Genomic DNA, 7829 nt, shown 5'->3' with positions numbered 1-7829 from the left:
GAAGACTGTAACTACGGTCTGTAATATGGCTCCGTGGTCAAGCGGTCAAGACATCGCCCTTTCACGGCGGTAACACGAGTTCGATTCTCGTCGGAGTCACTTGTTTGAAAAAGTTTCGTGCTGATTCAGACATTTAAAATTTTTTAGTTCAGGAGCTTTAGCTCAGTTGGTTAGAGCAACCGGCTCATAACCGGTCGGTCCCGGGTTCAAGTCCCTGAAGCTCCACTCGGTTCTAATTGAACCTTCCCAGAAAAATATGGGGTCTTAGCTCAGCTGGGAGAGCATCTGCCTTACAAGCAGAGGGTCACAGGTTCGAGCCCTGTAGGCCCCACTCGCGATATGTGCTATGCATATCGCGAATTTTTTACCATCATAAATATGGTATGCCGGCGTGGCGGAACTGGCAGACGCCCGGGACTTAAAATCCCGTGGGTAGTAATACCCGTACCGGTTCGATCCCGGTCGCCGGCAGTAATGTGTTGAGTCGTAAACTTAGATGCTATCTGAGTTTGCGGCTTTTTTCTTTGTTTTATTCAATGGTTCCATTTTGCTCCAAAAGGGTTCCACGTATTGAAAATACTGAGGTTCAGCGAGATATATTGCGTACAATATTATGCATTGTTTTTGCATGAATATTAACCTATACTTAGAGCATTCATTAGTTGGTTTTCAATACCTTCAGGTTCTGCAACAGTTTCATAGATATAATGTTCTGTCATGGCACGATTTGAATGTCCTAAAGTTTTTTGTAAATAGGCAATATCTACACCTGCGGCGCGTAGTGTTGATGCAACAGTGAAGCGTAATTTGAGGCTTGAAAGATAAGGAACACCTGCATCAGCGCAATACTTTCTAAGACGCTCATTAAAAGTATCATTGTTGATTGTTCTTCCATGGCACATGAAAAGATACTCTCCGTCTGGATTAAGTTCATGTGCTTTTTCAATGATTGCTAAAGCTTCTGGTACCAGATAGATTTCCCTGACAGAAAAATGAGAATTTCCTTTTGGAAGTTTTTCATTTATATGTCTGGGAGCTTTAGTTACTTTCATCTTTTTGGTATCAATTGAGTATACTGATTCTTCAACAAGCTGGTGTTTGATAGTAAGTATATTTCCACGAATATCTTCATATCTGATTGCTCGTAGCTCACCAACTCTGAAGGTTGAGTAAAGCGCAAGTTGAATAGCTAAAGTATATCCATCCTGTTTAATTGATTTTAAGTGTTTTAAAAGAGCATCCCTGTCTTCGAGGTGGAAAGCCTTGTTGATATGCCGTGGCTCCTTAAACTTAAGTTCTGTTGTTCCTATGGATGGAATAAAGTTTAAGGGTATGTATTCATTTTCAGCAGCATATATAAAAACGCCATTTAATGCTGATTTTCGATTTACAAAAGCTTTTCTGGTAATTAGCCCTGGACCAGTCCATCGCTCAAACATATACTTTATGTCTCTCTTCTTGATATCAGCAATCTGCATTTGTGCAATTGGCTCATTTTTAAAGACATTTTTTAGTAATGTAAGATCTTCCTGAATAGTCTTATTGGATTTAACACCATGCCTTATACGCATATCAACCCATTCAAGATAAACTTCTTCAAAAGTATGAGAAAAGAAAAAGTTATAAAGCTTTTCAACTAATTCTTCTCGGCTTTTAGCACTGAATGTAGGATTTTTACTTTTCCATCTTCCATCTGAGCCTTTATAAAATAATTCCTCCTTTGCGCGCGGATGTGCAGTTCTATAGACTTTTTCAACAAGTTTAGTTTTTTTCTTTGAAATCATATTTATAATCTCGCCGCCATCGCCTGAAACGAGGGTAGCAGATTTTAAAATTTTATTCAATTGAGAAATATCTCTGGATTCTTCTTTATCTTCTTCATTTACGATACATTGAAGTTTCTTAATTTTGAAATTATTGTGATAACTTGATGCAAAAACAGATGGAGGAGCACTTGCAATTGCATCTTTATTGACATTATTCAATTGTAAGCACCTCCTTATCAGTTTTTTATTCATCAGCTTAAGAAATAATTGTTTTTATTTAAAAGTCACATAGGCCTTATATAAGGCTGAGAAAAACATGATTAAAGCCATGAAATATCAATAATTAGGCACATAGGCACGATTTTTGAAATCAATGAAGATTTTATATGGGTAAAAAGAAATTGATTAAAAACGGATGCCTTTCTGCCTTTTAGTTTTTGAAGGGAATATCTTTTAACGTGTGGATAGCGCATATTCCCTTATATCCACGGGCTGTTTTATTATCAATAGACGCATTTTTTAAATATTTGAGCCCAAGTTTATCTGCACGTTGTCGTAGTTCTTTCGAAAAAGAGCTTTCGGAACGAATCTTGATAAGATTGTCATTGCCCCATAGGCAATATGCTTCATATAGCTCTTTGGTAGTCGCAATGGCATTTTTATCAAATGTGATATATCCTTCAGATTCAAAGAAATCAAGAATGCTGTCTTCCTCTCTGCGCAACTCGGCTTGGTTTTGTAAAGTTCGTTCGCTTATAGTGAAGTGAAATTCATTTTTGATAAGTCTTTTCAAACCTTCAAGGCACCATAAAGCTATTCCTTCAGTTTCTTCGGATAATTTTGCAGAAAGATTTCTGTCATCAACTCTGTTTTGCGATTTTTCTTTTACCCTGATGGTTATTTGTCTGCGATAGAATCCGTCGGATTTATCATACAGAGAACTGAGCGAACCATTTCCGAAAGCCATAATTCTAACATTTAAATAACCTTGATAACTTTGCTTTCCTTTGCGCTCAAGGTTCATTTTATCTTCCATGGTTACTACAGCTTTTATAACTCCGGTGTCAGTAAGAGCTTCCATTTTCATATCATCATCAATCATAAGGAGCATCCCTTCCTGATCTGCCAAACTGAATTTGTTATTTGCCAAAGTGCTAATGCTGCATATAGTCATGTTGTTTCCGAGAAGGTTTCTGCATACGAATCCGACTCTTGATTTGCCTTCTCCACCGTTTCCGATTAAGAGCAACATGGCTTGGGCTTTTGTCGTTGGTATAAGGATATATCCCATAAATTCTTGTAGAGTATATATGTCTTCAGGATAGAGTAGTTCGTCAAGAAAACGTAACCATCTGGTTGGAGGGATAGCGTCTGAATTATAATTAACAGGTAATCTGTTAGAGCAAAATTCTTTTTCGGGAACAAAACCACCGTTAATAAAATATGTTCCATTCTTAAAATGAATCCTGTCTGTATGCTTAGGAATTATTTCACACATGGATTCATATCTCAGCGCATCTAATATTTGTTTGGCTCTTTTGACAATATTTGTTTTTACATATGGCTTGAGGGCATCGACGATTTCTTTTTTGAGTTTTTCTTCGCTGATAATTCCGTCAATGTCATAAAAGATTCCTCCGACATATTTAAGAGGATGTTTGCTGATGAACCAAGTACAAAATTCTACTTCATCAAGCTTATTATTTTTGTTGTCATACCAGCTTGGAGTTTCATTTGTAAATTCAAATTGTTTGGCAACATCAAGCAGAGCTCTCTTTGTATTTTCATCTAAGTTGTTCCATTCGTTTTTCAATAGTAATAACCTTCCTTCCATAATTTGTAATAAAAAAAGCCCTGTCAGAAATATTTCCGTAAAGTAGTGTGTCTAACCAATACTCAACGTGATCGATTTCTTCCAGAGCTTCGCAAAAGTAAGGATGCCATTCGTCGTTTTCATCCTTTGGTGCATATTCAGTTTTCCATTTTTTTAACAGCTGTAGATAATCTGTCAAAACAAGAAAAATATGTTTTTCTGTTTCGTACAAAATCTGTTCGTCTGATTTTGATCGCAATTTGATTTTGGGAGAAGCATGATAATTTGTATCAAACGATAATCCAAAATCTTCACAAATCTTAATTGCAGAATTTTTTGCATTAAGATGAAAATAGTCGGAGACAAAATCTATCGCATCTCCTTTTTTACCACATCCAAAACAATAGAAGCGTTTATCAATTTTCATGCTTGGATGTTTGTCATTATGGAAAGGACACAGACACATTCCGTTGTGATTAATTGTAATTCCATAACGATCGGCAACCTGACGGGCTGAGATATTTGATTTTACAATGTCAAAAACAGACTCTTTTTTAAAGTTAGGTGATTTAATGCTCATTTCTATTCAACCTCCTTCAAATACTGGAGTGGCGCCGCTTCTCAAGAATCCCTACGAGGGCTATAAAAGAAGTGGCAAGCAGTGCATTTGTGGGACAAATGCAATTTTTTGCTTGTTGGGGGAACTTCCCCAAACCCCTCACAACGGAAAAATCCGTGACGGCGCATTCGCTTAGGTTTGCATTTTTTTCTGAATGCGTTTTTCTTAATTGCAACAAAAAAGCAATCAAGAAAATTTCCTGATTGCTATGTTTATGAAACTTATTTGATACTCTTACAAGTACTATTTTACCACCCCTAAAAATAACATCAATGGACAATAGCGGGACAAAACCGGGACATTAATGGGACAATACCGGACAAAATAGGGACAGCTATATTTTGTGAATTTATGTATCAGCGATAGATTTATAAGTTATTGTTTGGCTCATTATAAGAATATCATTTTGGTTTGTGATTGGAAATTGCCATTTGGGTGCCATATGGTTGCCATTTGGGTTACTTTTGGGGACATTTGGGGACGTTTTTGTTAACAATTCGATTGGTGCATTATAGTTAAGGCAAAAAATATATGAATAACAGAAGTTGTTGGTCAATTCTCAAGGTAAATGCAACACATAGCAAATAATGATAACGGAGCGTATTTTTGCACTATTTTGTGCTTAAATATGCTCCGATTTTATATGCGAAAATATAGATTTTTGGGGAGATTTGCGCTGTTTTGCACATGCTTAACAGATCCATTTCCGGATCTGTCAGAGTAAATCGTACATATTTGGGTGTTGCATTTAGTTTGAAGAATCAGACTTTTTAAGGAGCTTTGGGGGAAGGATTATATCGTTTGGCGGAATCTCTTCAAGACCTAAGAGATTAGTAAAATCCTTTGGGTACATGAGCTTAGCCAGTTCATAAGGAGATTTCCCATGCAGTTCTTTTCGTTTATAGCTGTTGATGTGATCCATCATAAGGCTTATATCAGCCTGAGAATACGGCTCAAGGGAAGTTTCCTTCTTTATCACATAGCGGATAAACTCATGGTTTTTCTCACAACCGCCTTTCTGCTCGGGATGATTGGGCTCACAAAAATAGATAAAGCAACGATCGCCGCCATTTATAGAACGTTGCATACCATCGATATCAGCAAACTCATGACTGTTATCGGTAATTATGTACGGGAACATTTCTTTAAACAGCTCTGTCCCCAAGATCTCTTCGAGCATATCAAGACAAGCAACTACGTTTTCTGAGGTCTGTTCTTCAAGAATAAAAGCAAGCTGCAGCCTTGTAATCGGAAAGAATAATGTCAAAAGAACAGCTTTAGAATCCTTCGAACCCTCGATACAATCCATCTGTGGAATCTCTATAGGGTTACATTCCTTGAACTTAAGGTAGTCCTCATACTTATGCCCGTCCTTTATGACTTTCATTGATTTGTAGTCTTTGGGCCTTTTCTGCCTTTGACGGCGTTTTACGGCATTTCTAAGATCGATATTCCTTGCTTCAAGCTCGCAGCTGTTTATCATACGTCTTAAGGTTGATTCGCTTATATTCAGTTCATTGGTTTTAACTATGTGATAAACTGACTGTCCGTTCTTTATTAATGGATGAACTGCCAAGTAAGATGTACAGAAAGATTGTCAAAGCTCCTAAACATCGGGAAATGAACAAGGATGATGAAGTTTTTAATGACTACATGCTTGATCCGGTCAACAGAGATAAACGTGAAGTCTTAAAAGCGGCATACATACTGTATAGAAACAGGATGCTTATAGATATACAGCTTCAGGATATACGCGTGCTTATAGAAAATCCTGATAATGATGAGTATAAGCGAAATGACAGGCTGTTAGCATATTTTATTAAGATAAATGAATTAGCCCTAAAATACACAGCAAAAAATGTATGATATTCCAAATATGTATTAGGGGATAAAAAGTTGACATAAAAATATAATGTGATAAACTACTGATTGAGGAACAGTAGCTTATTACACTATATTTTTATGGAGTTTATAATATGACAAAAAAAATTTATTTGGAAAAATTTAGTTTTTTTTTATCATTTTATTTTTTTAAAGATGCATGTGATGATATTATATCGGATTATGAGGATTGGTTTAATAACGAAATTAGTATTGGAAGAAGTGAAAACAAAATCTGTGAGGAAATGTTATCACCACGATTATTAGCAAAGAAAATATATAAAGAGACAGAGAATAAGGATGATAGAATTTTGGTTTTATTGAAGAATGTAACAATAAAAACTCTTTTATTGATTATATTACATATGTCGCTTTGCTTTTACATTTTAACGCAATGCAATACATGGGGATGTACATTTTTATATTATGGACTTGCAATTAATTTCTTTATAGCAGTTATTATGTTTTTGGCTTTTTTTAAGAATAAAAGGACGGGGGAGGTATTTTCAGTAGTAAGGCTAATAAGTATGTTTATTCCTGTCTTGTTTATTATTGTTGTTGTTTGGATGATAAATTCAAGTACGAAGCTGCAGGAAGTGGGCAGGGTTTACAATTCGATTTTGACGTTGGCTGTAATTATTCTCTATGCGTATGGAATATACACAGCTTTGAAAAGTACAAATAATGGAAATTTAATAGTTTGTTTACTGCTTGTGTTTGGCGGAGCTGTGATGATAGAATTCACCATGAATCAACAGCATATGTTCTATTTGGATTTGGAAGAATATTCAAAAGTTTTATGGGGAAATATTTTAATTTATGTAGAGATGCTACTCTTACAAGCGATATTTTGGGTAGGTAGAAAAAGTGGATTCACAATTAAATAGAGTCGTTCTGAAAATATGTATATTGCAATTAGTATTAAAGGAAGACAGATATGGATATGATATAGTGAAAATTATGCGGAAATATTTTAAAGATACTGATGAGAGCACTTTTTATACAATTATGAGAAGATTATCAAGTGAAAAATTAACTGAAATGTATTATAGTGACATATCTAAAGGCCCGATGCGAAAGTACTATAAAATAACAGGCGACGGAAAAAAGTATTTATTGAATTATATCAATTCATGGAAAAAAATAGAGGATGTATTTTGTGAATTGGGGATACTATCGGAGTAGCTAAATAAGAAGGGAGATTGACAATGCAGAGAATGAAAGTAATTGTAGTTGCACTTCTTGTAGTAGTTTTAACCATGTGTAATGGCGTAACTGTTCGAGCCAGTGATTTTGATAAATCAGATAGCACGACATCATACTCGTCAGATGTGGATTCTGATTTAATTGGAGCGAAACTTATCTCAGAAAATGAGTATGTGAAGGATGGTAGACGGATTAGCGAAAAGATATATGTCTTAACTTCCAATAGATTTTGAAACTCAATTGAAAATTTAGGCATAAAAGTCCGGAAAATTCAGCATATCTGTTGATTTTTCGGGCTTTTCTTGTTATAATAATTGAGTAGGTATACATACTTATTATCAGGGAGATATATGGTCAATGTACTATGATTTCAAGGTGAAGATTCCGGCAGAAAAGGGCAAGATTTACACCAGGACAATCAAGGGAGTTGTCTACATCAACTACGAGTATGAACGGGTGTACAAACCGGATAAGAAATATAACATCCCAAAGCGGACCACTATAGGCAAACAGTGCGAGGATGATCCGACAATGATGTATCCTA

8 protein-coding genes, 4 tRNA genes and 1 pseudogene are annotated in these 7829 nt (G+C 35.7%); 9 read left to right on the top strand and 4 right to left on the bottom strand.

From position 1 onward, the window contains the following. The first annotated feature begins 27 nt into the window (after nt 1–27). The 4 genes from BLP87_RS15540 (at nt 28) to BLP87_RS15525 (ending at nt 471) form a co-directional block, all read left to right on the top strand. Nucleotides 28–99, top strand: a tRNA-Glu gene (locus BLP87_RS15540). Between the two features lie 52 nt (nt 100–151). Then, nucleotides 152–225: transfer RNA gene (locus BLP87_RS15535), tRNA-Ile, on the top strand. 33 nt (nt 226–258) lie between these two features. Further along, a tRNA-Val gene (locus BLP87_RS15530) sits at nt 259–331 on the top strand. Between the two features lie 54 nt (nt 332–385). After that, a tRNA-Leu gene (locus tag BLP87_RS15525) sits at nt 386–471 on the top strand. A 164-nt stretch (nt 472–635) separates the two neighbouring features. Here BLP87_RS15525 and BLP87_RS15520 read toward each other — a convergent pair. The 4 genes from BLP87_RS15520 to BLP87_RS15500 form a co-directional block, all read right to left on the bottom strand. Next, on the bottom strand, nt 636–1985 hold the full coding sequence (locus BLP87_RS15520) for a tyrosine-type recombinase/integrase (RefSeq protein ID WP_074463478.1): 1350 nt from the start codon (nt 1983–1985) through the stop codon (nt 636–638). 211 nt (nt 1986–2196) lie between these two features. Beyond that, nucleotides 2197–3579: a DNA primase family protein gene (locus BLP87_RS15515; protein WP_242871884.1), complete on the bottom strand. Its 1383-nt coding sequence runs from the start codon at nt 3577–3579 to the stop codon at nt 2197–2199. Continuing rightward, on the bottom strand, nt 3551–4159 hold the full coding sequence (locus BLP87_RS15510; RefSeq protein WP_074463477.1) for a CHC2 zinc finger domain-containing protein: 609 nt from the start codon (nt 4157–4159) through the stop codon (nt 3551–3553). Before BLP87_RS15510 ends, BLP87_RS15515 begins: the two co-directional genes overlap by 29 nt. Nucleotides 4160–4946: 787 nt before the next feature. Further along, nucleotides 4947–5774 (bottom strand): IS30 family transposase, encoded by an 828-nt coding sequence (locus BLP87_RS15500; RefSeq protein WP_051199248.1) that lies wholly within the window; start codon nt 5772–5774, stop codon nt 4947–4949. 5 nt (nt 5775–5779) lie between these two features. On the opposite strand from BLP87_RS15500, the gene BLP87_RS15495 reads away from it, so the two are divergent. From BLP87_RS15495 to BLP87_RS15475, 5 genes and pseudogenes are all read left to right on the top strand, one after another. Further along, nucleotides 5780–6064 (top strand): hypothetical protein, encoded by a 285-nt coding sequence (locus tag BLP87_RS15495; protein WP_026655735.1) that lies wholly within the window; start codon nt 5780–5782, stop codon nt 6062–6064. Between the two features lie 110 nt (nt 6065–6174). Further along, nucleotides 6175–6966, top strand: coding sequence for a DUF1700 domain-containing protein (locus tag BLP87_RS15490; protein WP_026655734.1), 792 nt, complete (start codon nt 6175–6177; stop codon nt 6964–6966). Further along, nucleotides 6947–7264 carry a PadR family transcriptional regulator gene (locus BLP87_RS16560; RefSeq protein ID WP_026655733.1) on the top strand — a complete coding sequence of 106 codons (318 nt, stop codon included), beginning with the start codon at nt 6947–6949 and terminating at the stop codon, nt 7262–7264. The genes BLP87_RS15490 and BLP87_RS16560 overlap by 20 nt, the downstream gene beginning before the upstream one ends. A gap of 23 nt (nt 7265–7287) precedes the next feature. Next, complete coding sequence (locus tag BLP87_RS15480; RefSeq protein WP_074463476.1) at nt 7288–7518, top strand: hypothetical protein; 231 nt, start codon at nt 7288–7290, stop codon at nt 7516–7518. Nucleotides 7519–7642: 124 nt separating this feature from the next. Continuing rightward, nucleotides 7643–7829: pseudogene (locus BLP87_RS15475) on the top strand (transposase); the annotation flags it as partial.

Source organism: Butyrivibrio hungatei, from assembly GCF_900101605.1.
In the GTDB taxonomy this organism is placed as follows: Bacteria; Bacillota; Clostridia; order Lachnospirales; family Lachnospiraceae; genus Butyrivibrio; species Butyrivibrio hungatei_B.
This window is presented reverse-complemented; position numbering and strand designations above follow the sequence as displayed.

What these genes read in the sequence shown, in the direction of transcription:
- BLP87_RS15490 (WP_026655734.1), top strand. Translation starts at nt 6,175, where the DNA reads ATGACAAAAAAAATTTATTTGGAAAAATTTAGTTTTTTTTTATCATTT.
- BLP87_RS15495 (WP_026655735.1), top strand. Translation starts at nt 5,780, where the DNA reads ATGTACAGAAAGATTGTCAAAGCTCCTAAACATCGGGAAATGAACAAG.
- BLP87_RS15510 (WP_074463477.1), bottom strand. Translation starts at nt 4,159, where the DNA reads ATGAGCATTAAATCACCTAACTTTAAAAAAGAGTCTGTTTTTGACATT.
- BLP87_RS15480 (WP_074463476.1), top strand. Translation starts at nt 7,288, where the DNA reads ATGCAGAGAATGAAAGTAATTGTAGTTGCACTTCTTGTAGTAGTTTTA.